Annotated in this window: 21 protein-coding genes and 2 pseudogenes; 17 read left to right on the top strand and 6 right to left on the bottom strand. The window is 62.5% G+C overall.

What is annotated here, in order from left to right; translation table 11 throughout:
- Nucleotides 1-35 precede the first annotated feature (35 nt).
- Complete coding sequence (locus tag HV796_RS28385; protein ID WP_175229978.1) at nt 36-305, top strand: DUF493 family protein; 270 nt, start codon at nt 36-38, stop codon at nt 303-305.
- A 69-nt stretch (nt 306-374) separates the two neighbouring features.
- Here the strand turns inward: HV796_RS28385 and HV796_RS28390 are convergent, their stop codons facing one another.
- Nucleotides 375-1,358 (bottom strand): transcriptional regulator GcvA, encoded by a 984-nt coding sequence (locus HV796_RS28390; protein WP_175229980.1) that lies wholly within the window; start codon nt 1,356-1,358, stop codon nt 375-377.
- 98 nt (nt 1,359-1,456) lie between these two features.
- On the opposite strand from HV796_RS28390, the gene HV796_RS28395 reads away from it, so the two are divergent.
- From HV796_RS28395 to lipA, 3 genes are all read left to right on the top strand, one after another.
- Nucleotides 1,457-1,783 carry a DUF2917 domain-containing protein gene (locus HV796_RS28395; RefSeq protein WP_175229982.1) on the top strand — a complete coding sequence of 109 codons (327 nt, stop codon included), beginning with the start codon at nt 1,457-1,459 and terminating at the stop codon, nt 1,781-1,783.
- 104 nt (nt 1,784-1,887) lie between these two features.
- Complete coding sequence (lipB, locus tag HV796_RS28400) at nt 1,888-2,709, top strand: lipoyl(octanoyl) transferase LipB (protein ID WP_175229984.1); 822 nt, start codon at nt 1,888-1,890, stop codon at nt 2,707-2,709.
- Between the two features lie 13 nt (nt 2,710-2,722).
- Nucleotides 2,723-3,727: a lipoyl synthase gene (gene lipA / locus HV796_RS28405; RefSeq protein ID WP_175229986.1), complete on the top strand. Its 1,005-nt coding sequence runs from the start codon at nt 2,723-2,725 to the stop codon at nt 3,725-3,727.
- A gap of 85 nt (nt 3,728-3,812) precedes the next feature.
- On the opposite strand, the pseudogene HV796_RS28410 reads toward lipA, so the two are convergent.
- A pseudogene (locus HV796_RS28410) lies at nt 3,813-5,175 on the bottom strand (IS3 family transposase).
- A gap of 307 nt (nt 5,176-5,482) precedes the next feature.
- Between HV796_RS28410 and HV796_RS44290 the strand changes: the two are divergent.
- From HV796_RS44290 to HV796_RS28455, 10 genes are all read left to right on the top strand, one after another.
- Nucleotides 5,483-5,764, top strand: a complete 282-nt coding sequence (locus HV796_RS44290; protein WP_246356089.1) for a hypothetical protein — start codon at nt 5,483-5,485, stop codon at nt 5,762-5,764.
- A gap of 2 nt (nt 5,765-5,766) precedes the next feature.
- Nucleotides 5,767-6,291 (top strand): helix-turn-helix transcriptional regulator, encoded by a 525-nt coding sequence (locus HV796_RS28415; protein ID WP_175229988.1) that lies wholly within the window; start codon nt 5,767-5,769, stop codon nt 6,289-6,291.
- A gap of 529 nt (nt 6,292-6,820) precedes the next feature.
- Nucleotides 6,821-7,585, top strand: a complete 765-nt coding sequence (ugpQ, locus tag HV796_RS28420) for a glycerophosphodiester phosphodiesterase (protein WP_175229990.1) — start codon at nt 6,821-6,823, stop codon at nt 7,583-7,585.
- An 84-nt stretch (nt 7,586-7,669) separates the two neighbouring features.
- A complete protein-coding gene (locus tag HV796_RS28425) occupies nt 7,670-8,782 on the top strand; it encodes an ABC transporter substrate-binding protein (RefSeq protein ID WP_175229992.1) in 1,113 nt (370 codons plus the stop codon).
- A gap of 74 nt (nt 8,783-8,856) precedes the next feature.
- Complete coding sequence (locus tag HV796_RS28430) at nt 8,857-9,795, top strand: ABC transporter permease (protein ID WP_175229994.1); 939 nt, start codon at nt 8,857-8,859, stop codon at nt 9,793-9,795.
- Entirely contained in the window at nt 9,792-10,592 is an 801-nt protein-coding gene (locus HV796_RS28435) for an ABC transporter permease (protein WP_175230004.1), read from the top strand. Before HV796_RS28430 ends, HV796_RS28435 begins: the two co-directional genes overlap by 4 nt.
- Before the next feature lie 34 nt (nt 10,593-10,626).
- On the top strand, nt 10,627-11,694 hold the full coding sequence (locus tag HV796_RS28440) for an ABC transporter ATP-binding protein (protein ID WP_175230006.1): 1,068 nt from the start codon (nt 10,627-10,629) through the stop codon (nt 11,692-11,694).
- Between the two features lie 434 nt (nt 11,695-12,128).
- Nucleotides 12,129-13,409 (top strand): dicarboxylate/amino acid:cation symporter, encoded by a 1,281-nt coding sequence (locus HV796_RS28445; RefSeq protein ID WP_175230008.1) that lies wholly within the window; start codon nt 12,129-12,131, stop codon nt 13,407-13,409.
- Nucleotides 13,410-13,465: 56 nt separating this feature from the next.
- Nucleotides 13,466-15,433 carry a sensor histidine kinase gene (locus tag HV796_RS28450; RefSeq protein WP_175230037.1) on the top strand — a complete coding sequence of 656 codons (1,968 nt, stop codon included), beginning with the start codon at nt 13,466-13,468 and terminating at the stop codon, nt 15,431-15,433.
- An 18-nt stretch (nt 15,434-15,451) separates the two neighbouring features.
- Nucleotides 15,452-16,801 (top strand): sigma-54-dependent transcriptional regulator, encoded by a 1,350-nt coding sequence (locus HV796_RS28455; RefSeq protein ID WP_175230010.1) that lies wholly within the window; start codon nt 15,452-15,454, stop codon nt 16,799-16,801.
- Between the two features lie 88 nt (nt 16,802-16,889).
- Here the strand turns inward: HV796_RS28455 and HV796_RS28460 are convergent, their stop codons facing one another.
- Both HV796_RS28460 and HV796_RS28465 read right to left on the bottom strand, forming a co-directional pair.
- A complete protein-coding gene (locus HV796_RS28460) occupies nt 16,890-17,939 on the bottom strand; it encodes a M35 family metallo-endopeptidase (RefSeq protein ID WP_175230013.1) in 1,050 nt (349 codons plus the stop codon).
- A gap of 724 nt (nt 17,940-18,663) precedes the next feature.
- Nucleotides 18,664-19,188: a TlpA disulfide reductase family protein gene (locus HV796_RS28465; RefSeq protein WP_175230015.1), complete on the bottom strand. Its 525-nt coding sequence runs from the start codon at nt 19,186-19,188 to the stop codon at nt 18,664-18,666.
- Between the two features lie 171 nt (nt 19,189-19,359).
- On the opposite strand from HV796_RS28465, the gene HV796_RS28470 reads away from it, so the two are divergent.
- On the top strand, nt 19,360-20,028 hold the full coding sequence (locus HV796_RS28470) for a hypothetical protein (RefSeq protein WP_377694907.1): 669 nt from the start codon (nt 19,360-19,362) through the stop codon (nt 20,026-20,028).
- Nucleotides 20,029-20,364: 336 nt separating this feature from the next.
- Here HV796_RS28470 and HV796_RS28475 read toward each other — a convergent pair whose 3' ends face one another.
- Complete coding sequence (locus tag HV796_RS28475) at nt 20,365-21,924, bottom strand: YifB family Mg chelatase-like AAA ATPase (protein WP_175230017.1); 1,560 nt, start codon at nt 21,922-21,924, stop codon at nt 20,365-20,367.
- Nucleotides 21,925-22,024: 100 nt separating this feature from the next.
- On the bottom strand, nt 22,025-22,279 hold the full coding sequence (locus tag HV796_RS28480) for an accessory factor UbiK family protein (protein ID WP_175230019.1): 255 nt from the start codon (nt 22,277-22,279) through the stop codon (nt 22,025-22,027).
- A gap of 433 nt (nt 22,280-22,712) precedes the next feature.
- Between HV796_RS28480 and HV796_RS28485 the strand changes: the two genes are divergently transcribed.
- Together HV796_RS28485 and HV796_RS28490 are read left to right on the top strand one after the other, a co-directional pair.
- Complete coding sequence (locus HV796_RS28485; RefSeq protein ID WP_006048089.1) at nt 22,713-23,051, top strand: P-II family nitrogen regulator; 339 nt, start codon at nt 22,713-22,715, stop codon at nt 23,049-23,051.
- 27 nt (nt 23,052-23,078) lie between these two features.
- A pseudogene (locus HV796_RS28490) lies at nt 23,079-23,765 on the top strand (ammonium transporter); the annotation flags it as partial.

A 23,765-nucleotide genomic window follows, 5' to 3' on the forward strand; every position in this document is an offset into this window, starting at 1 on the left:
GGTACGCGCGCGGTTTGCCGCAAAGAGGCGATGGTATGAGTTCCGAAAACGAGTCATTGATTGATTTTCCATGCGATTTTCCGATCAAGGTGATGGGGAAATCGCACCCCGACTTCGTCGCGACGATCGCGGCGGTGATCCTGCAGTTCGACAGCGATTTCGACGCCGCACGCATCGAGACTCGCCCGTCGAGCGCCGGCAACTACATGGGTTTGACCGTGACCGTGCGCGCACAGAACCGCGCGCACCTCGACGATATCTACCGTGCGCTTACCGGTCATCCGATGGTGAAGGTGGTCCTGTAGCGGTTCTGTCGCTTTACGCGCCGGATTCGATCGGCGACGACATGTCGCGGTCGAACGGAAGCGTCAGTCTTAATCGCGGACCTGCAACGGGTCCTGCATAGGGCTCTTCGTGCGGCCCTGCATCGGGCCCTTCCGACCGTTCGAGCAGACTTGCTCGAGTTCAGCCTTGAAGCGCGTGGCCTCGCTGAAAATCCAGTCATGGAACGCTTCAACGCGCGGCGTATGCCGCAGCTGCGGCGGGCAGACAAAAAAGTATTGCCACGGGCACGGACCGTCGATGTCGAATAACCGCACGAGCCGTCCGGCCGCTATTTCGTGCGTCGCGAGCGCCCGGCGCGCGAGTGCGACGCCCTGGCCGTCCATGGCCGCCTGCAGCAGGTTCGACGAATCCTGATACAGCACGCCGCGGCTCGGTTCGGGCCAGTCCTGCAAGCCCGCCGCATCGAACCAGCGCTTCCATAACTGGTCGTCCGAGCGCAGCAGCGGCACGTTCGCCAGATCGGCCGGCGTCCCGGGCAAGTTGCCGCCGTTGAAATTGGGCGCGCAGGCCGGGAAGAACACCTCTTCGAGCAACAACTCGGCTTGCAGCCCCGGATATCTGCCGTAACCGAACCGAATGGCGACGTCGACGTCGTCGCGCGCGAAGTCGACCAGGACATTGCTGGTTTGCAGTTCAAGATCCCATTGCGGATGCGCCTCGATAAAGCTGCCGACGCGCGGTGTAATCCAGCGTGCGGCGAACGACGACAGAATCGACACGACGAGCCGTCGTTCCCGCTCGCTCGCGCGAATTTCGCGCGTGGCGTCCGCCAGCGCGACCAGCGCCGTGCGAACGCGCACCGCGTAACGCCGGCCGACGTCGGTCAGACGCAGGCGCTTGCCGTCGCGCGTAAATAGCGCGACACCGAGTTCCGCTTCCAGCGCGCGAACCTGATGGCTCACCGCGCCGTGCGTAACAAACAGTTCGTCGGCCGCGCGCGAGAAGCTTTCGTGCCGCGCCGCGGCCTCGAAGGCTTTGATGGCGTTCAGCGAAGGCAGGTCACGAAGGTCCATTGCTAAATTTTCTCACATACCCGTGAAAATTGATCGTTTGGTGCAAACCCTTGTCACGACTAGGATTCTAGTCAGAAACGTTCTTTTGTGAGGGTGTCATGCGAGAAATTTCCTCTAGCATCCGCTTCGAAGTCCGTGCCGGTGAGACGGTGCCGTTGTTTGTCACGGCCAGCACACGGTTGTCGGTACATGGCGGCGCGGTTTGGGTGACCCGCAGCGACGACGTCAACGATTACTGGCTTGAACCGGGCAATACGCTGCGGCTGCGTCGCGGCGAACGGCTGTGGCTGAGTGTCGAGCGCGGCGCGCAAGCCTATGTCGTTTTCTATGTGCCAAAGCGGGCGGACGAGCGCGCGATCAACTGGTTTGCGCGGGTCGCCGAGCGGATCGGCGCGCGTCTGCGCGGCGGCTGGCGCACCGTATGACGTGGGTGACGGTGGAGCGTTGATGGAATCTGTGCCGATCCGCGCCCGCGCGGATCGGACCGCAGTCGGCGAGGCCCGCGAGATTTCGGTAAACTTGCGCCATCATGTGCGCCACGCCGGTTACCCCGTCTGTTGCGCTGTCCGGATCTACCCCATCCGGAACGGCGCTGTCTGAAACGACCCCCGTTGGGACCACGGTTGCGAATGCCGTTGCTGCTCGCGCGTCCGCGTGTGCGCCCGTCCTGCTGCATTGGCGCGGCGTCGAACCGTATCAGGTCAGCTTCGACGCGATGCGCGCGTTCACCGAAGCGCGCACGGCCGAGACCACCGACGAAATCTGGCTCGTCGAGCATCCGCCGGTGTTTACCTTGGGCCAGGCCGGCGACCCTGCGCATCTGCTGGCGACGGACAGCGGCATTCCGCTCGTCAAGGTCGATCGCGGCGGGCAGATCACCTACCATGGCCCTGGCCAGATCGTCGCTTACCTGTTGCTCGATTTGCGCCGGCGAAAACTGATGGTTCGGGAGCTGGTCAACCGGATCGAGCAGGCCGTGATCGAAACGCTCGCGGCGTATAATCTCGCCGGAGAACGCAAGGCAGGCGCACCTGGTATCTATGTCGCACCGGCTCCTGCGGAGTCTGCCTGTGAGCTGCACGCCGGCGCGAAAGTCGCCGCGTTGGGGCTCAAAATCCGCAATGGCTGCAGTTATCACGGCGTAAGCCTGAACGTGGACATGAATTTGCAGCCGTTTCTCGCGATCAATCCGTGCGGCTACGCCGGGCTCGAAACGGTGGATATGGCTACACTCGGCGCGCGTGCCGACTGGAACGACGTCGCTCGTACGCTGGCAGCGCGCCTCACCGCAAACATCGACGGCGTTTCGCAAGCCGCCGCCCAATTACAGGCCGGTGCCCCCACCGCCTGACTGGAACGAACGAATGACTGACGTCACCGCGAACCTCGCAGGTCATCCCGCCCCTGACGCCACTGCGGCCCCTGCCGCATATGACGCCACCGCCAAGCAGAAAGCGCAGGCGAAGACTGCGCGTATCCCGATCAAGATTGTCCCGATCGAAAAGCTGAAGAAGCCGGACTGGATCCGCGTGAAGGCGGCGACGGGTAATTCGCGCTTCTACGAGATCAAGCAGATTCTTCGCGAACACAACCTGCACACGGTGTGCGAAGAAGCCAGCTGTCCGAATATCGGCGAGTGTTTCGGCAAGGGCACCGCGACGTTCATGATCATGGGCGACAAATGCACGCGCCGCTGCCCGTTTTGCGATGTCGGTCACGGCCGGCCCGATCCGCTCGACGCCGATGAGCCGCTCAACCTCGCACGCACGATCGCTGCGTTGAAATTGAAGTACGTGGTGATCACGAGCGTGGACCGCGACGACCTGCGCGACGGGGGGGCTGCGCATTTCGTCGAGTGCATCCAGAAGACGCGCGAGCTGTCACCCGACACGCGCATCGAGATTCTGACGCCAGACTTCCGCGGGCGCCTCGATCGCGCGCTCGGCATCCTGAATGCGGCGCCGCCCGATGTCATGAATCACAATCTGGAGACCGTGCCACGTCTGTATAAAGAGGCGCGTCCAGGCTCGGACTATGCGCACTCGCTGAAGTTGCTGAAGGATTTCAAAGCGCTGCATCCCGATGTCGCGACGAAGTCCGGACTGATGGTGGGTCTCGGTGAAACGGAAGAAGAAATTCTGCAGGTGATGCGCGACTTGCGCGCGCACGACGTGGACATGCTGACGATCGGCCAATACCTGCAACCTTCTGAACATCACCTGCCGGTGCGCGCCTATGTGCATCCCGACACATTCAGGATGTACGAGGAAGAGGCGTACAAGATGGGGTTCACGCATGCCGCCGTCGGCGCGATGGTGCGTTCGAGCTACCACGCCGATGTCCAGGCACACGGAGCCGGTGTGGTCTGAAGACGCCACCACGCTTCGATTCAGATAAATCGCTGCAAAGCCCGCCGCATAATGAACTGACCCCGGGAAGTTGGACAGTGAAAAGCTAGGCAGCTAAGGGCTGGGTTCTGTACTGCACAGGACTCAGCCCTTTCAATTTGAGTTTGATGCGCTCGTGATTGTAATAGTGGATGTAGCGCCGTAGTCCGGCCTGCAACTGTTCAATACTGGTACAGCGGTTCAGCCGGAAGAACTCTGACTTGAGCGTGGCGAAGAAGCTTTCCATGGCCGCGTTGTCCAGACAGTTTCCCCTTCTCGACATGCTTTGCTGCACGCGATGCATGGCCAGCGTGTGCCGCCAGGCAGACATCTGGTACTGCCAGCCCTGATCCGAATGCAGCAATGGTGTTTCGCTGCTGCGCAGCCGGGCGAGGGCTTTCTTCAACATGCCGCTGACCAGTTCGAAGCTCGGGCGACGAGCTGTCTGCCAGGCCACGATCTCGCCGTTGTACAGATCCAGCACCGGTGACAGGTAGAGTTTCTGGCCGTTGACATTGAATTCCGTCACGTCGGTGACCCACTTCTGGTTTGGCGCATGAGCCTCGAACTTGCGGCTCAGCAGGTTCGGCGCGATGCGTCCGACCTCACCGCGCCAGGACCGGTAGCGCTCGGGCGCACGAGTGACTTCAGTTGCAGCTCGCCCATGAGCCGCTGCACTGTCTTGTGATTGACGATCTGGCCGGCGTTGCGGATGGTAGCCGTGATGCGCCGGTAGCCGTAGCGGCCCTGATGGTGTTCGTCGATCGTACTGATCTTCTCCTTCAGCTCGACGTGACGTTCGCCGTCCTCCAGTATCCGCAACTGGTAATAGAACGTGCTACGCGCCAGTCCGGCGACCTTCAGCAGTGCGGCAAGCGGATGCTGGCCTCTGAGCCCGTTCACGATCTGTGTTTTTTCTTTTGCGCTGCCCGCTTCTTTGCCTTGAGCAGCGCATCGAGCTTTTTTAGGTACGCCACCTCCGCGCGCAGGTACTCGTTTTCCTTGAGCAGTTCTTCGCGCGTGCGTGTCTCAGGCGCTTTCTCTTCAGCAGGCTTGTCGGGCGGGGTGTTGACCATTTGCCGGGGACGCCCCTTCGAACGGGACGCCAGAGCGTTAATACCGCCCTCATCATACAGTCGTGCCCAGCGTGGCACACTGGCCGCCTGGCGGATGTCGTACAGCGCCATGACTTCCCGCACAGACAGCCTGTCACGCCACATGTGCTGCAGCACCTTCAGCTTGAAGCAGGCGTCATAGTGGGTGTACTTGCCACGCGGTGCAGCGCCGCCGTGCAGACGAAACGCCGCCACCCAGCGACGCAGCATCGAGTAGTCGATCCCGTGACGCGCAGCCAGCATCGGCAAGCCGATGTCACCGCGCAAATACGTGTCGACTAACTTCCGTTTGAACCGCTCATCGTACTTCGCCATGAAAAACACCCCAGAGGTCGGATCGGTGTCCAACTTTTGGGGTGCAGTTCAATAAAGGCGGGCTTTTTATATTTCCATCGCTGATGGATGTGGCGCGCCAAATGATTCGGACTACATCGTTTGGCATATTGATGTGACATCGCTTGCCCGGCACGATGCTTCTTCTTTGAACACGTGGTGAGGGCATATATGGATCGTTTGGCATTCTTAAAATACGACGGGCCGAGACCGTCTGCTGACTTCTGTTGCATCTCAAAAAAGTTGTCATTTGACAACTCATCGCAATCTCTCTAAGCTTGAGGTCAGCATGTCGCGGTCAGTTCATCCAAAGAAGGAAATCGAAGAAGCGCTCAGGCACGCCGAAGCCCATGGTTGGCGCGTGGAAGTCGGTGGGGCTCATGCGTGGGGAAAGCTTTATTGTCCGTACAAAGACGACGATTGTCGTTGCGGAGAGTTTTGTATCACCTGTGTCTGGCGTACGCCGCGCAGTTCCGGCAATCACGCGAACGCTTTGATGCGGGTTGTCGACAACTGCACAACGCACACGAAGCAAAGGTCTGCCACACGGCACGCACCGCAGAAGGAGTAGTCATGGAGTACATTTTTACGCTGAAGTACCAGTTGTCGGAGAACGACACCAATATGGACGATCTCATCGAGCGCCTGGGTGCGGCCGGATGCGATGACGCACTGGTCGGTATCGGTCAGCCAGGACGTATCGCACTCGAATTTACGCGCAAGGCGAGATCTGCCGAAGAGGCACTGGTCAGTGCGCTTGCGAGTGTGAAGACGGCTGTTCCGGCGGCCAAGCTGATCGAGGCCGCGCCCGATTTCGTCGGGCTTACCGATGCTGCGCAAGCGGTCGGGGTCACACGGCAAAACATGCGCAAGCTGATGATCACGCATGCAACGAGCTTTCCGACGCCGGTCCATGAGGGGACCACGACGGTATGGCATCTGGCCGATATCCTTGCGTGGCTGCAGGCGAAGGGCAACTACAACCTGCAGCAGAGTCTGGTCGACGTTGCGTCGACCGCGATGCAAATCAATCTGGCCAAGGAGGTGCGCCAGATGACGCCGCGCATGCAGCGGGAAGTTCGCATGCTGGTTGCTTAGCGAGCGCGGCCGCTTCATTCCGCCGGGTCGACGCAAGCATCATCCGGCCCGGCCTTCTCTCCACGCGCGCGACCTCAGGTGCCACTCACCCATCCACGCCGGCCTCGCCGAATCGTTTCGCACGATACGCAAGGCGCTGAGTTGATGCGCTCGGTCGATATCTGCCTGACGCCGTGGCCGACCTATCGAAATTGCATGTCGCCGACATGACAAATCGGCTGATTGGTTGCGCACCCATTCGTGCTTTTTTGGAAGCTTGCAAGTTTGGCCTTTTGACTTTAGCCTTCGCACGTTATCGAACCCGATATCCTGCAACGCCGCGACGAGGATGCCGCGCAATATTCGCGATCCTCAGGATTTGCCTGGAACAACCGGCCCGCGCGGTCGCTGTGCAGTGAAGTCGCGTACGGGGAGCCTCACGGGGGAGTGGGCGGAACTCGCGGCCGTCTACAACAACACGCTATAGTCTCATCCAATCAATTCGCATTGACCGAATCAACCGGCATCGAACCAATCTTCGCAGCGCACAATGGGAAACGGAATCGACGACGCCCAATCCGCCGTTTGGCCGTACCCACGGCTTGTCGCGCACCGCTGCGGTGGCAAGCTCGCGCCGGAAAACACGCTGGCAGGTTTCGACGCGTGCGTGCAGCACGGTTACCGGATGGTCGAGTTCGATGCGAAGCTGTCCGCGGACAACCAGACGTTCCTGCTGCACGACGACACGCTGGGTCGCACCACGAATGGGCGCGGCGCGGCGGCGACACACACCTGGTCGCAATTGTCGGCGCTCGACGCCGGTTCGTGGTTCGATCGTCGCTTCGCGGGCGAACGCCTGCCAACGCTTGCGGATGCGGCTGCCCGCTGTGAACGCGACGGTCTTGCCGCCAACATTGAAATCAAGCCTTGCCCCGGTCGCGACGCGTTGACCGGCGAACGTGTCGCCCGCGCGGCGCTTGCGTTGTGGCGTTCGCGAACGCCGTTGTTGTCGTCGTTTTCCTATGACGCATTGGCCGCAGCGCGCGCTGTTGCACCGGCGCTGCCGCGCGGCATGCTGTTCGATGCGGTGCCCGACGACTGGCCGCGCATCGTGCACGACCTGCAATGCGTATCGTTGCACGCGGATCACAAGCATCTGACACAAGCGCTCGTCGGCGAGGTTCGTGCCGCCGGGTTGCGGATACTTGCCTACACAGTGAACGACCCCGTGCGTGCCAGACAGCTGGTGCAATGGGGTGTCGACATGATTTGCACCGATCGGCTCGATCTGATCGGTGACGACGCGTTGTCCTGAACCACGTCGAGCCGCGCGCCGATAGACAAACTCAAGAACAAGCTTCTAAAACGCAGCACATTAACGGCAAGTATGGAGATAAACATGAGTTCGACCCGCTCACGTTGTTTGCTGTCACTTCCGGCGGCAGCCGTCGCGGCAATGGCCGCCACCGGCGCCGCAACCGCTGCGCCGCCTGATGCGCTGATTGCTGCCGCGAAGCAGGAAGGTCAGTTGACGGTGATCGCGCTGCCGCACGACTGGTGCGGCTACGGCCCGATGATCGCTGACTTCCAGAAGAAATACGGCATCAAGGTCAACGAGTTGAATCCGGATGCAGGTTCCGGCGACGAAATCGAGGCAATCAAGGCGAACAAGGGCAACAAGGGCCCGCAGGCGCCGGACGTGATTGATGTGGGTCTGTCGTTCGGACCATCGGCCAAGGCTGCGGGCCTGCTGCAGCCGTACAAGGTGTCGACCTGGAAGTCGATTCCGGATTCGTCGAAGGACGCCGAAGGCTATTGGTACGGCGACTACTACGGCGTCCTCGCGTTCGAGGTGAACGCCGACATGATCGACAAGACGCCGTCCGACTGGTCGGATTTGCAAAAGCCCGAATACAAGAATGCGGTTGCGCTGGCTGGCGATCCCCGCTCGGCGAACCAGGCGATTCAGGGCGTGTACGCGGCCGGCCTGTCAGCGGCAAAAGGCGATGCGAGCAAGGCCGACCAGGCGGGCCTCAAGTATTTCGCGGATCTGAACAAAAGCGGCAACTTCGTTCCGGTGATTGGCAAAGCGGCGTCGCTTGCGCAGGGCACCACGCCGATCATCGTGCGCTGGGATTACAACGCGCTCGCCGATCGCGACACGCTGAAGGGCAATCCCAAGGTGCAAGTGGTGGTGCCGAAGACGGGCGTCGTCGCCGGCGTGTACGTGCAGGCGATCAGTGCATACGCGCCGCATCCGAACGCCGCGAAGCTGTGGATGGAATATCTGTATTCGGATGAAGGCCAGCTTGGCTGGCTCGCCGGCTACTGCCACCCGATGCGCTATAACGAACTCGTCGCCGCGAAGAAAGTGCCACAGGCGCTGCTCAACAAGCTGCCGCCCGCGCAGGCCTACAAGAACGCGGTCTTTCCGACGCTGCAGCAACAGGACGCGACGAAGGAAGCGGTGACGAAGCACTGGGACGAAGTCGTCGGCGCTAACGTCAAATAAGTGGATGTATGCAGCGGGCGCCGCGCCGCGAATGCGGGCGGGCGTCCGTCGCATCGGCCTGAGGTGCCTGACCTATGAATGCTTCATCGGACGCCGGGCGCGACGACGGGAATCTGCGGGTGCCACCCGTGCCGACGCCCGCGCCGCAGGTCGATGGACCGGCGCGCGGCGCGGCGGTCTGGACGTGGATCGGCGTGATGCCGTTTTTCGTGTTCGCGCTGCTGTTTCTGATCGTGCCGACCGCGTTCCTGATGATCGGCGCGTTTCAGGACGCGGAGGGTCGCTTTACCCTCGCGAACTTCGGCGGCCTGTTCCAGCAGGGCGTGCTCGACGCATACTGGATCAGCTTCAAGGTGAGCGCGGCGTCCGCGTTCGGCGGCGCGCTGTTCGGCTCGCTGCTCGCGTGGGCCGCGGTGCAGGGCCGGCTGCCGGGCTGGATCCGGCCGACGCTGATGACATTCTCCGGCGTCGCGTCGAATTTCGCCGGCGTGCCGCTCGCGTTCGCGTTTATCTGCACGCTGGGTCGTGTCGGGCTCGTCACGATGCTGCTCAAGCAGTACGCGGGCATCAATCTGTATTCGACGGGCTTTAGCATCCTGAGCTTCTGGGGGCTCACGCTGACCTATCTGTATTTCCAGATCCCATTGATGGTGCTGATCGTAACGCCCGCGCTCGACGGTCTGAAGCGCGAATGGCGCGAAGCGTGCGATTGCCTCGGCGGCACCGCGTACCAGTATTGGCGTTACGTCGCGTTGCCGGTGCTGTGGCCCGCCGTGCTCGGCGCGACGCTGCTGCTGTTCGCCAATTCGTTCGGCGCGGTGGCGACCGCGTATGCGCTGACGGGCAGTTCGTTGAACATCGTGACGATCCTGCTTTACGCGCAGATTCGCGGCGACGTGATGCACAACCCGAACCTCGGGTATGCGCTCGCATTCGGCATGATCGTCGTGACGGGCCTGTCGAACGGCGGCTATATCTGGCTACGTTCGCGCGCTGAAAGGGGACGCCGATGAAACATCCGTCGCGTCAGTCACGTGTAGGCGCATGGACGGCGATGATCGTCGGTGCGCTGTATTTTCTGATTCCGCTTATCGCGACCTTCGAGTTCAGCTTGCGGATGCGGCGTGGCAGCTACAGCTTCGATGCGTACCGCGTCGTGTTGTCCGACCCGCATTTTCAGGCATCGTTTGGCTACTCGATGCTGATGGCAGTTCTGACGATCGTCGTCGGCGTGCTGCTGGTCGTGCCGACCGCCTATTGGGTGCAGCTGCGCTTGCCGAAACTGCGCGGCATCGTCGAGTTCATCACGCTGCTGCCGCTCGTGATCCCGGCCATCGTGATCGTGTTCGGCTATCTGCGCATCTACAACAGCAGTTCGATCCTGCCGCTCACCGGCAATGAGCGCGCGACGGATCTGCTGCTCGTGTTCGGCTACGTGACGTTGTCGCTGCCCTATATGTACCGGGCGGTCGACGCCGGCTTGCGCGCGGTCGACATCCGCTCGCTGACGGAGGCGGCCGAGTGCCTCGGCGCGAGCTGGCCGACCATTCTGTTCAAGGTGATTTTTCCGAATATCCGCTCCGGCATTCTGTCGGGCGCGTTCCTGACTTTCGCGGTGGTCATCGGCGAATTCACGATCGCGAGCCTGCTCGATCGGCCTGCGTTTGGGCCTTACCTGCAACTGATCGGCGCGAACCGCGCATACGAACCGTCGGCACTCGCGATCATCGCTTTCGCGGTGACCTGGGCGTCGATGGGCCTGATCCAGCTATTCGGCTCGGCGCGCGCAATGACACCGCAAAAAACCTGACGAACCGACGACGCATTGATTGAGGCACCCGCTCATGGCCTTCCTCGAGATCGAGAATCTGCACAAGACCTTCGGGTCGAACACCGCGCTGCATCGCTTCGATATGCAGATCGAGCACGGCGAGTTCATTACGTTTCTGGGTCCGTCAGGCTGCGGCAAAACGACCGTGCTGCGGATGGTCGCCGGCTTCGAAGCGCCGACGCGCGGCGTGATTCGCATCGATGGGCGCGACGTCACGCATCTGCGCACACGCCAGCGCAACGTCGGCATGGTGTTCCAGTCGTACGCGCTGTTTCCGAATATGACCGTCGCGGACAATATCGGCTTTGGCTTGCGCATCGCGCACCATGCGCCGCACGAGATTCGCAAGCGCGTCGATGAAATGCTGGAACTGATCAAGCTGCCGTCGCTCGGCGATCGCTACCCTTGGCAGCTATCCGGCGGCCAGCAGCAGCGCGTCGCGCTGGCGCGCGCGCTCGCGACCAAGCCGCAGGTGCTGCTGCTCGATGAGCCGCTGTCGGCGCTCGACGCGAAGATCCGCATTTCGCTTCGGCAGGATATTCGCGCGTTGCAGCGCGAGCTTGGCATCACGTCGATTTTCGTCACGCACGACCAGGAAGAGGCATTGTCAATTTCCGATCGCATTGCGGTGATGAACGAAGGGCGCATCGAGCAGGTCGGCACGCCGCTCGAGATCTACAACTTCCCGCGCACGCGTTTTGTCGCATCGTTCGTCGGCACGCTGAATATTCTGTCCGGGCACATCGTCGATCCGGCCACCGGCCGGATGGCGGTTGACGGACAGGAACTCACGACTACGCAAAGCCTCGCGCCCGACGACGCCGGCAAGCAACGGCTGCTCGCATTGCGGCCCGAAGCGATCGTGCTCGAAGCGCCGGCGATCGGCCGCAATACGCTGCGGGCGACCGTCGAAGAGGTGAGTTTTCTGGGCGCGGTGGTGCGGATCCGGACCCGCGTGCAGGATGCGGTCATCTCGCTCGACGTGTTCAACGACCCGAACCGCGTATTGCCCGAGCGCGGACAACCTGTCGCGCTTGGCTTTTCGCACGACAACCTGCTGGTGCTCGAAGAGGGCGCCTGACCGTGCCGGCCGACGGCGCGGGGAGGCGGCGACAAGCGCCGATAACCAGCGGTTGGCATCGCTTGCCGCCCTGACAGACCTTGCGTGCGGGTAAGGGTTTTACCTTACGCCCACATTCTGGAATGTCCGACATCGCAATTCCAGATTTCCGGAAACCCGGACGCGTCCGCTCGTCCGGGCGAAAAATAGCTTTAAAAATCAAAGTGCAGCTGCGCGGCTTGCGTTGGCATTGACCTTGCAAAGGGTTGGCGCGCGGCCCGTCATGGCGCTGCTCAAAAATAAAGCAAGGAGACACGATGCCCGAATTCCTGTCCTGGTACTTCTGAAATCGTCGTCTTGTAGCGGCTTGTCACCCGCGCACAGGCGTACGACCACCGTCCGCATGATGCGCTGCAGGGCAAGCCAGTCGCTTACTCCATTGCAGGAACCCCATCGTGAAGAAACCCTTCTACAAAATCCTCTACGTTCAGGTGATCGCCGCGATCATCATCGGCATCGTGCTCGGACATTACTCGCCGGCGTTCGCTGTCGACATGAAGCCGCTCGGCGACGCATTCATCAAGCTGATCAAGATGGTGATCGGCCCGATCATTTTCTGTACGGTCGTGACCGGCATCGCCGGCATGCAGGATATGAAGAAGGTGGGGCGTGTCGGTGGCAAGGCACTGCTGTACTTCGAAATCGTGTCGACCTTCGCGCTCGTGCTCGGTCTGATCGCGACGCATGTGCTCAAGCCGGGCGTCGGCTTCAACATCGATCCGTCGACGCTCGACGGCAAGGCGGTGGCGTCGTACGCGGCGAAGGCGCATGGCCAGACGACCGTCGACTTCCTGATGCACATCATTCCGGACACGATCTCGTCGGCGTTCGCGCAAGGTGAAATCCTGCAGATCCTGCTGGTCGCGCTGCTGTTCGGCAGTGTGCTCGCGACGATCGGCGAACGTGGCAAGGTGGTCACGCATTTCATCGAGGGCATCTCGAACGTGCTGTTCGGCGTGGTGAAGATCATCACGAAGCTCGCGCCGATCGGTGCGTTCGGCGCGATGGCGTTTACGATCGGCAAGTACGGCATCGGCTCGCTGCTGCCGCTGCTGAAGCTGATCGGCACGTTCTACCTGACCTCGGTCGTGTTCGTCGTCGTCGTGCTCGGCCTGATCGCACGTGCGGTGGGTTTCAACATCTTCCGCTTCGTTGCGTACATCAAGGAAGAGATGCTGATCGTGCTTGGCACGAGCTCGTCGGAAGCGGCGCTGCCGCAGCTGATGCTGAAGCTTGAAAAGCTCGGCTGCTCGCGTTCCGTGGTGGGCCTCGTGGTGCCGACCGGCTACTCGTTCAATCTCGATGGCACCAACATCTACATGACGATGGCGGTGCTTTTCATCGCGCAGGCGACCAATACCGATCTCACGCTCGCGCAACAGCTGACGCTGCTCGCCGTCACGATGCTGACGTCGAAGGGCGCGAGCGGCGTGACCGGCGCAGGTTTCATCACGCTCGCCGCGACCCTCGCCGTCGTGCCGACGATTCCGCTGTCGGGCATGGTGCTGATTCTCGGTATCGACCGCTTCATGAGCGAATGCCGCGCGCTGACGAACATCGTGGGTAACGGTGTCGCGACGGTGGTGGTATCCGCGTGGGAACGTGAACTCGACCGCTCGAAGCTGCGCGCCGTGATGCAGCGCGATGTGTCCGTCAGCGAAACGGCTGAAGTCTAAGCGTGGGTGCAACGGCGCCGCGACGCATAGCGGCGCCGCCGGCGGCCGCGCGGCAGATGCATGCGGCGCGCCCGCCGGACGAAGATGATGTGGCGCAATGTGCCACAATAGGCGATCCTCATCGCCTTGACTTCGCCATCGTGACGCGCCGCCTGCTCGTTTTCTTCGCGCTCGTCGCCGGGCTCGTGGCGGCGTGCGGTCTCACCTGGTCAATCAGCTGGCAGCGCGGCATCGAAACGCTGCGCACGAACGCGGCCGCGCGCGCGGACCGCACGACGAGCGCACTCAGAAGCACGCTCGAACGCTATGAGTCGCTGCCGTATCTGCTGGCTCAACACCCGATTGTGCAGGACGTCGTGGTGGACCCGAATCCGGCGAACGTCGCACGCGCAAACCGTTACCTCGAAGACCTGAACCGCAAGGCGCGCGCGAACGTCACCTACATCATCAATTCAGACGGCATCTGCGTCGCGGCCAGCAACTGGCTCGATCCGGACAGCTTCATCGGCGTCGAATATCTGTTCCGGCCATACTTCATCGACGCGGTGCAAGGCCACGTCGGGCGTTTCTTCGGGATCGGCACGACGTCGCACGATCCCGGCTATTTCATTTCGCAACCGGTGATGCTCGACGGCAAGATCGTCGGCGTTGCGGTTGTCAAGCTGAATCTCGAATGGTTTCAGGGCGCGGACGCGTCGGAGCCGCTGATCGTGACGGACGACCACGGCGTGATCTTCCTGTCGTCGGTGCCCGCGTGGAAGTACCACACGGTGCGTCCGCTTTCGACCGAAGTGATCGACTCGATCCGGCAGACGCGCCAGTATGCGCAGCAACCGATCGCGCCGCTGCCGATGACGATCGAACGCAAGCTGAACGGCAGCGCGCAGATCGTGCGGATCGGCGGCGGCCGCTATGCGCCGCGTTATCTCGCGTCGAGCCGCGCGCTCGGCGAACCGGACTGGCATCTGATCACGATGTCGCCGGTCGATCCGGTGAACGCGGACGCGCGCTACGCGACGATCGTCACGGGCTTCGGCTATGTGTCGCTATGCCTGTTGCTGTTCTACTGGCGCATGCGCCGGGCGCGTGTGCGCGAAGTGATGCGTAGCCGCGCGCTGCTGCAAAAGGCCTATGCGGAGCTGAACCAGCGCGTGGCCGAGCGCACCGCGGACCTGTCTCAGGCGAATGAGCAACTGAAAAACGAGGTACGCGAACGCGCGCGCGCCGAACAGGAACTGCGCGCCGCACACGATGAACTGATTCAGGCAAGCAAGCTCGCGGCACTCGGGCAGATGGCGGCGGGCATCACGCATGAGCTCAACCAGCCGCTTGCGGCATTGCGCAGCTTCTCGGACAACACGCGTGTGCTGCTCGAGCGCGGCGATCAGGCCGCCGCTCACGAGAATCTCGAAGCGATCGCCGCGCTCACCGAGCGCATGGGCAAAATCACCAACCAGCTGAAGCTGTTCGTCGGCCGGGCACGGCCGCGCAATGCGCGCTCGCCGGTCGCGTGCGCGTTGCGTAACGTACTCGCGTTGCTGCAAACGCGTTTGCAAGGCGTAACGGTTGAAGTGTCGCTGTTCGATGCGAGTGCGGCGCATCCGATCCGCGAGCGCTTCAACATCGACACCGAACACGCGGACCTGATGGTCAACTGTGACGACCTGCGTCTCGAGCAGGTGTTGATCAATCTGCTCGGCAATGCGCTCGACGCGGTGGCCGGCCGGTCCGCACCGCGCATCGCGATTGACATGGAGGCATCCGGCGCGACGCTGACCATCACGGTGCGCGACAATGGCCCAGGCATTCCGGCCGACGTGTTGCCGCACCTGTTCGAACCGTTTTTCACGACGAAGGAGATGGGGCAGGGGCTCGGGCTCGGCCTTGCGATCTCATCGTCGATTGCGCGCGATTGCGGCGGATCGCTGGTCGCGCGCAACGCGCCCGACGGCGGCGCGGTCTTCGCGCTGACGCTGCGCCGCGCCCGCGCGCAGGTCGGCGACCCGCTCGTCGCGGGTACCTGAATTGGCGTAGCGACAACCATGGCGAACAAAAGTATCCAGGTGCTGTACATCGAAGACGATGAACTGGTGCGGCGCGCGAGCGTGCAGAGCTTGCAGCTCGCAGGCTTCGAAGTGATGGGGCATGCGGCCGCGGAGCCGGCGCTGAAGCTGATCGATGGCGATTTTGCCGGCGTCGTGGTCAGCGACATCCGGTTGCCGGGTGTGAGCGGGCTCGAACTGCTTGCTCAATGCCGGGAGCGCGCGCCGGACGTGCCGGTGATTCTTGTCACCGGACACGGCGACATTTCAATGGCGGTGCAGGCGATGCGCGATGGCGCGTACGACTTCATCGAAAAGCCGTTCGCATCCGAGCGGCTTGTCGAGACGGTGCGGCGCGCCCTGGAGCGTCGCACGCTCCTGCTCGAGAATCTTGCGCTGCGTCGCGAGCTGGCGGAGCAGAGCTCGGTCGCACCACGCATCATCGGCCGTAGTCCGGCGATCGAGCAGGTGCGCCGGCTGATTGCGAATGTCGCGCCAACCGACGCGGCGGTGCTGATCAACGGCGACACAGGCGCCGGCAAGGAACTGATCGCGCGCAGCCTGCACGAATTGTCGCCTCGGCGCGACAAGCCGTTTATCGCGGTCAATTGCGGTGCGCTGCCCGAGCAGATGTTCGAGTCCGAGATGTTCGGCTACGAGCCGGGTGCATTCACCGGCGCGGCGAAACGCCGCATTGGCAAGCTCGAACACGCGTCGGGCGGCACGCTGTTTCTCGATGAGATCGAGAGCATGCCGCTTGCGCTGCAGGTGAAGCTGTTGCGTGTGCTGCAGGATGGCGTGCTCGAACGGCTTGGCTCGAACCAGCCGATTCGTGTCGACTGCCGGATCGTGGCCGCGGCGAAGGGCGATATGACGGATCATGTCGCAGCCGGCACGTTCCGGCGCGATCTGCTGTACCGGTTGAATGTCGTCACAATCGGATTGCCGCCATTGGCGGAGCGCCGTGAGGATATCGTGCCGCTCTTCGAGCACTTCCTGCTCGACGCGGCGGTGCGATACCAGCGGCCCGCGCCGATGTTGACCGATCGCCAACGCACGAACCTGATGCAGCGCGAGTGGCCCGGCAACGTGCGCGAGTTGCGCAATGCGGCCGATCGTTTTGTCCTCGGTATCGTCGACGATACGGTCGCGACGTCGGTGGATGAGGTGCAGACGCAGTCGCTGAAGGAGCGCGTCGAACAGTTCGAGCGCGCGGTGATCGCCGAGGCGCTGGAGCAGGCGAGCGGTGCGGTCGCAGTGGCGGCCGACCGGCTGCAATTGGGCAAGGCGACGCTGTATGAAAAGATCAAGCGATACGGCCTCGTCGCGCGGGGAGACGGCGAGCGGTGATGTGTTGGCATGGCGGCGCCGCGGCTATCCGGCATCAGGTACAGCGCGGCTCACGACGCCGGATCACGGCAAGCGCGCATGTCGGTTATCACGCCACCTCGGGCAGTTGCGCCACTTGCCGGATGAACATCCCATAGTTTTCGGCGTTATGCATGGCTGCCGTGCTATTGGTTCTTGCGAGAGATAACGCGTTCCAGTCGCCGTATTTCAGATCGCGTGTGCCGCTGATATCGTTGAAGTGGCTGAGCTCGTGCGCAATCGTCACCTCGGGCGTATTTTTGCCGAAGACCGCGTCCAGCATGTGCGGCCTCACGTGGATTGTGTGTGTCGTGTCGTTGGGGAACACGTGAGCCATCTCCCATCCATCGCGCGTTCCTGGGTCGAGGGATATCTTGTAGTCTCCTGACGCAAGTGTCTCCTGCATCCTGGTCAGAGTTCGCCTTATTTCATTGACATCTGCGTTTTTGCCGAACCATTGCTGAAGTTCCGGATCATTGGCGCCGTATTTGTCGAGCCGCTTGAGCGCGAGATCGAGGATGTGCATCAGGTTTTGGGGGGCACTGTTCAATCGATTTAGCGCGGCCTGCGAGAACTGGGACGCGCCCATACCACGGTCGATGCGCGGGCTGGCTGCGTCGCCGGCGGGGCCCATATTCCGCATTTGGCCCGTGGGGCCTGCGCCGCCGGTCGGGCCCATCGATCCACCGCCTCCACCGCCGCCGTCCCCACCTCCGCCACCATTGCCGCCACCGCCAGGGCCGCTGTGTCCGCGATTCGTCGGACCGGGGCCGCCGTGCCCGAGCGGGCCAGCCACACCGTGGCCATACCTGCCGTCACCGACGGGATGCGACTCGGGGTTTGTCTCGCATCGATCGGCGTGACGTTCGCCCGCGTGCGGCGAGCGTGTGCGGGTATCGTCGGAATCGGGTGCTGGCTGGGAAATGTCGTCGGGTGATGTGGGTGATGATTCGACCGGTTTGTCCCGATTGTTTGTGGGCTGCGTCCCGTTGTCGTTGTCACGCTTGAGCATGTCCTGCACGCGCGCGGTCAGCTCATTCCATGCTTTGCGCAGATATTGCCCCTGGGCAGTCCATGCCTCCTGCAGATGGTTGCCCTGCTCATCCCACGAGTCGCGCATGTGCGCTCCGTCCGCTGCCCATGTGTCGTGCACATGCTGGCCGGTTTGTTCACTCCAGGCATCGCGTACATGCGTACCGTCCGTGTCCCACATCTCGTGGGCGCGCACGCCGGTGCGGTCATTCCAGGTATCGCGGATATGCGAGCCGCTATCGTCCCAGCGGTCGCGGATGTGATTGCCGTTTGCGTCGTCGATCGGACCTCCGGGCTCTGTTCCTGCGTTGGGCCGCTGACGATGCCGCTGCGGCTGAACGGCGTTGCTCGTGGTCGCGTCGTCGATGTCGTCGTTCCCGTTATTTCGCGTGCCGGGCGCGCGCGTATACATCTGCGGTTGCGGCGCAGGCGCTAGCGGTGGCGGCGCTTGATCGCGCGCGCCTTCGCGCGCATAGGTGTTGCGATAGCCATTGATTTGCATAAGGTTCCCGTCGTACTGATGTAGCGATTCGCGATGCGGGCGGATCGATCGATGCATACACAACGATCTGCCGTCGTGCGACGCGCATGCATACGCGCCGAACGATTTAAGCATCGAGGCGCAGACGACGTGAGATACAGGAATCGCACTTCAGGCGCGCGATGCATCGACGTAAGCGCGGATGCATCGCGTAGCAAATAGACGGGAAGTGAAAGTGCGTAGCGTGCCCGCCGCGTGCGTGACGTGGCACGTAACAAAAAGCCCGCGCAAGCGGGCTTCATGCTGGGGGGAAAAGGCGGCCGATCGATACTCAGGCCGAACCGAGTTCCTTATTGAGCAGTGCGTCGAGTTCCTGGAAACTCGGCTCGCCGACATATCGCTTCAGAATCTTGCCGTCACGGCCGATCACAAAAGTCGTCGGCGTGAGCTGCACATTGCCGAACTGTTTTGCCGCGGACCCATCGTCCATTGCGACTTTGAACGGCAGGCGGCGCGTCTCGGTGTAGTTCGCCACATACATCGGTGCGTCGTAGTTCATCGCAACCGCGACGAACTCGAGGCCTTTGCCTTTGAAGCGGTTATACGTGTCGACCATCTGCGGCATTTCCTTCATGCAGGTGTCGCAGCTCGTTGCCCAAAAGTTCACCAGGTAAACCTTGCCCTTCAGATCGGCCGTCGAAACCTTCTGCCCGGACAGCAGCGTGAATGTCGCATCGGGCACATGCTGCTGGCTGCCGAACGCGAAATAACCAGCAAACGCGATTGCACCGGCAACGACCACCATCGCAATGTAGCGAATCGGGCTGGTGCGCCGGGAGACAGTATCTTGGCTCATGGGTTGGGACCTCTGGGGCGCACCGCGTGCGCGAAAAGGGCCGGCAGGCGCGGGCAGCGATGCTCGCATATGCCGCGGCTGCCATTGTAGCCGCATTCCAGACACGCGGCAGCAGCGTGCATGTGGGCGGATAATGGTGGCTCTAGTGTGATTTCGCCTTTCCTGTCATTCATGTTTCGTGTCAATTTCCATTCGCTTTCGCCCAGCCGCTTTATTACCCGATTTCGCCGCCATAGCCTTCGCCCTGACATCCGTCCCGGTCTTCTCGTCCCGGGCTGGCTAGCACGGCGCGGCCGATTGGCCCGATCACCTTTGTGCCGCGCGCTGTGCGCGTTCGTTTGCGCCGCGTCGTTGGTCGCGTGCTCGCCGACCTACGACTGGCGCACCATCATGAACAACGACAACGGGTACACGGTCGATCTGCCGGCGAAGCCGAGCCTGGACGAACGACAGATCGACATCGACGGCACACCGATGACAATGGCGATGCAGACCGCCGAAGCCGGCGATGCGGTATTTGCGGTCGGTACCGTGATGCTGCCGAACGACGACCCGCGGACCCAGCGCGCCGCGCTGGACTTCTTGCGTGATGGGCTTGCGCGCAACCTCGGCGCGGCGCCCGACGCGCATGCGATGCCGGTGCCACTTGCCGCCGGCGGCGATGTGCAGGGCCTTGAAGTGACATTCAGCGGGCCGGCGGGACCGAAGAAGGAACCGCGGATCATGCACGCGCGCCTGGTCGCCAAGGGGCGGCACGTGTACCAGGCTGCGGTCATCGCGAAGAAGGACCCGCCGCCGGAGCAACTAGACCAATTCTTCCAGTCGTTCAAACTGTATTAAGCGGGGTAAAAACGCCCTCAATCGGCGGACATGGAGCGTCGTTCGAAGTGAAAGTTCCTTCGCAACTTAAGGCGCTAATAGACGGATTTCTCTCAGGTTTTTTTGTTACCCACAGGACTTGTGGATATCTCTGTTGAGAACTATGTTCGGTAGGCCGCAAAAGCCCCGTGCAGCGGGCCTGCGGTTATTTTGCCCTCATTCTTGGCAGGAAAGAAATCTCAATAAAATCAAAGCTCTTTGACGTTGGCCTCACAAGTACCTTTCACTTGTATCAAAATCTGTCAGACGCTGTTTCGTGTGCATAAGTCAAGTCTTGACAACCGTTTTTTGCTGGGGTCAGGTAGCGCCGAACACACGTCGGTACTGCACCGCTTCCGCTATCTGAGATGCATTCGGCGTATCGACGCCTGCGAGGTCCGCGATTGTGCGCGCGACCTTTAGCACTCTGTAATAGGCACGCGCGGACCAGCCGAAGCGTTCGCCAGCCTCCCGCAGCAGGCTCTCTCCCGCGTTGTCCGGTCGACACACCCCGTCGACTTCGCGTCCATCCAGTTCACGATTGGTCTTGCCTTGGCGCGTGAGTTGGCGCTCACGTGCGTGCTGCACGCGAGCGGCGATCGCAGCGCTCGGCTCGCCGTTTTCGGCGGCACGCGCCGAGAGCTCGGCCGGCGAGAGCGCGGGGATTTCGATCTGGATATCGATACGATCCAGTAGCGGACCGGAGAGTTTGCGCAAGTAGCGCGCGGCGATTTCCGGCGTGCACCGGCAGCGGCCGTTTGGGTCGCCGCGCCAGCCGCACGGGCAAGGGTTCATCGCGGCGATCAGCTGACAGGCTGCCGGAAAATCGGCCTGCCATGCGGCGCGCGAAATCGTGATGCGCCCCGCCTCAAGGGGCTCACGCAGCGTTTCAAGCACGTGCCGGTCGAACTCGGGCAACTCGTCGAGAAACAGCACGCCGAGGTGCGCTAGCGTGATTTCGCCGGGCCGCGGCGGATTGCGGCCGCCGACCAGCGCCGCGGCACTGGATGAATGATGAGGAGCGCGAAAGGGCCTTTGCCGCCACTGAGCCGGCGAGAAACCGCACATGCTCGCCGACAGCAGTGCCGCCGAGGTCAACGCTTCGTCGTCGGTCATTGGCGGCAGCAGGCCGGGCAGGCGAGCCGCGAGCATCGATTTGCCCGCGCCGGGCGGCCCGATCATCAGCACGTGGTGACCGCCGGCCGCGGCGACTTCGAGCGCGCGGCGCGCACCGCGCTGGCCGATCACGTCGGCCATATCCGGTGCGGCAGCTGACGTGTCGGCGCAAAGCGGTAACGGTGCGAACGGCGACAGGCGCGCGTCGGCGTCACCGGACAGGTGCGCGCATAGTGACGGCAGATCGGTCGCGCCGAACACGTCGACACCTGGCACCAGCGCTGCCTCGGCGGCGCTTGCAGCGGGCAGGTATAACTCCGGATGGCGATGGGATGTCGTACCCGCTCCCTGTGCGATCGCGGCGGCGCCGCGTGCAGTTCCACAGGCCATGGCGAACGCGCCGCGCATCGGCCGCAACGCGCCGGTCAGCGACAGTTCGCCGGCGAACTCGCGGTGCGCGAGCGACTCGACCGGAATCTGCCCGCTGGCCGCGAGGATGCCGAGCGCGATGGGCAGATCGAAGCGTCCGGATTCTTTGGGAAGGTCGGCGGGAGCGAGGTTGACCGTAATACGGCGGACCGGGAAATCCAGCCCGCAGTTTTGCAGCGCGGCCCGTACGCGCTCGCGGCTTTCGCGCACTTCGAGATCGGGCAGGCCGACGATCGAGAAGGACGGCAGACCGTTGGCAAGGTGGACTTCGACGGTTACTTCAGGCGCGCGGCCAGCAGCCGGCGCGCGGCTCTTCACCACGGCAAGCGACATGTTGACTCCCGTCGGAACACGCGGGCGTTGCCGCGCACTCCCATTAATACGCTGATGACGTCTCGGCTCGCTTGCCGATGATGTTCAGATCAGAAAGTGTTCAGGACGATTGGGTGACCGGCAGTTTCTGTTCGAGTTCGGCGACGCGCCGTTCCAGTTCTTCGAGCCGTGCGCGGGTGCGCATCAGCACCTGGGTCTGCGTATCGAATTCCTCGCGGGTGACGAGATCGAGCTTCGAGAACCCTTGGGCCAGCATCGCCCTCACGTTGCGTTCGACATCCTTGGCCGGTGAGTTCTTGAGCAGGTCGCTCATGCGCGCCTGCAGGTCGTTGAAGATGTCGTTTGGTTGTTTCATTGCGTTCCCCTTGCGCACAAAAATTGTGCAAACGTCGTTACCTCAGTGCTTCGCGAGGGCCGATGTTCGTTGATGGTGCATACCGGCACGGCAACGCTCGCCGCATGACCGGAGCTGGTGCACAGTCGCTGCGCACGGCCGTCCTGCATGCGTGCGGACACTCTAACAACGATCAACGCGCCGCGCCACCGTGCGCCGCGAACGCTGGCCATTCGGACGAGTCAGCCTGCGTTTTGCCGCGAGAGCCTTGCGCGGCAAGAACTCTACCCGTTCTGTGCTCAACATGGCATGCGAGTTGCTGTTGTTGGCCCGCGCACTTTGGCGGGACGCCGTCCGATGCGCAGGCCCGCGGCTTTCATGGGAGTGGCCGCCGACAGGCGCAAGGCACTTGTAAGCAGCACGCAACGGGTTGAGTCACTAACGAGAGGAATTCATGAAACTCATTACCGCAATCATCAAGCCGTTCAAGCTCGATGAGGCGCGCGAAGCCCTGTCGGCAATCGGCGTCTCCGGGATCACGGTCACGGAAGTCAAAGGCTTTGGCCGCCAGAAAGGGCACACCGAGCTGTATCGGGGCGCCGAGTATGTGGTCGATTTTCTGCCGAAGGTGAAGATTGAAGCGGCCGTGTCGGATGACATCGTCGACCAGGCGATCGAAGCGCTCGAACGCGCGGCGCGTACCGGCAAGATCGGCGACGGCAAGATTTTCGTCACGCCGATCGAACAAGTGATTCGGATCCGCACCGGGGAGACCGGCGCGGACGCCCTGTAGAAAAACAGTGACAAGAGGAAACTGGAAATGCGCAAACTTTTGATGTCCCTGCTGATGGTCGGCTCGCTGCTCGCAGCCGGCATCGGCAACGCCGTCGCGGATGACGCTTCGGCACCCGCCGCGGCATCGGCGGCTCCTGATACGACGGCAAGCGCGCCCGCGGCACCTGCGGCCGACGCGTCGGCCGCACCGGCCGCGATGACCGCCAGCGCCCCCGCGGACGCATCGGCTGCCGCCGCGGCGGCGCCGGCGGCGCCCACCGCGCCGTTCGTCGTGGATTCGTCGAAGATCAACTCCGGCGACACCGCGTGGATGCTCACCTCCACCGCGCTCGTGCTGTTCATGACGATTCCCGGCCTCGCGCTGTTCTACGGCGGCATGGTCCGCAAGAAGAACGTGCTCGCGACCGTGATGCAGAGCTTTGCGATCACCTGTCTGGTGACGGTGGTCTGGACCGTGGTCGGCTACAGCCTCGCGTTCACGCCGGGCAACTCGTTCATCGGCGGCTTCTCGCGGGTGTTCCTGTCGGGCATGTCGTACGTGAAGGGCGACAAGGCGACGCTGCTGAGCGTGAGTCACCTCGCGCCGACCATTCCGGAAACCGTCTATTTCTGCTTCCAGCTGACCTTCGCGATCATTACGCCGGCGCTGATCACCGGCGCGTTCGCCGACCGCATGAAGTTCTCGTCGATGCTGGTGTTCATGACGCTGTGG

It is taken from the genome of Paraburkholderia humisilvae, from assembly GCF_902859855.1.
Classification (GTDB): domain Bacteria; phylum Pseudomonadota; class Gammaproteobacteria; order Burkholderiales; family Burkholderiaceae; genus Paraburkholderia; species Paraburkholderia humisilvae.